This is a genomic window from Lysinibacillus sp. VIII_CA (assembly GCF_049943995.1).
Taxonomy (GTDB): Bacteria; Bacillota; Bacilli; order Bacillales_A; family Planococcaceae; genus Lysinibacillus; species Lysinibacillus pinottii.
On the sequence record NZ_JBNFXM010000127.1, the window covers coordinates 1 to 251 of the forward strand.

Below are 251 nucleotides of genomic sequence, written 5' to 3' on the forward strand. Positions count from 1 at the left end.
ATCCATTTTTCTATTGGTTACAGCAAAAATTACGCTGGCGGTTTCAGAAAAACTCACACTATGAACCGACCAACCAATTTAACAATGGATATTTATAAGATTTGTACATATTTTTTACACGAGTTTTATACTGGGGAACCCATTAGAACCATCAATGTTTCTTTAACTAACTTAATCAATGAAGGCGAAGAACAAATCTCACTATTCGATAACGTAATACAACGCGAAAAAGAAATGAAACTAACTAAAGT

General features: G+C 32.3%; 1 pseudogene. It reads left to right on the plus strand.

Going from position 1 to position 251, the window contains the following annotated elements:
* A pseudogene (locus tag ACP3VS_RS24510) lies at positions 1–251 on the plus strand (DNA repair protein); the annotation flags it as partial.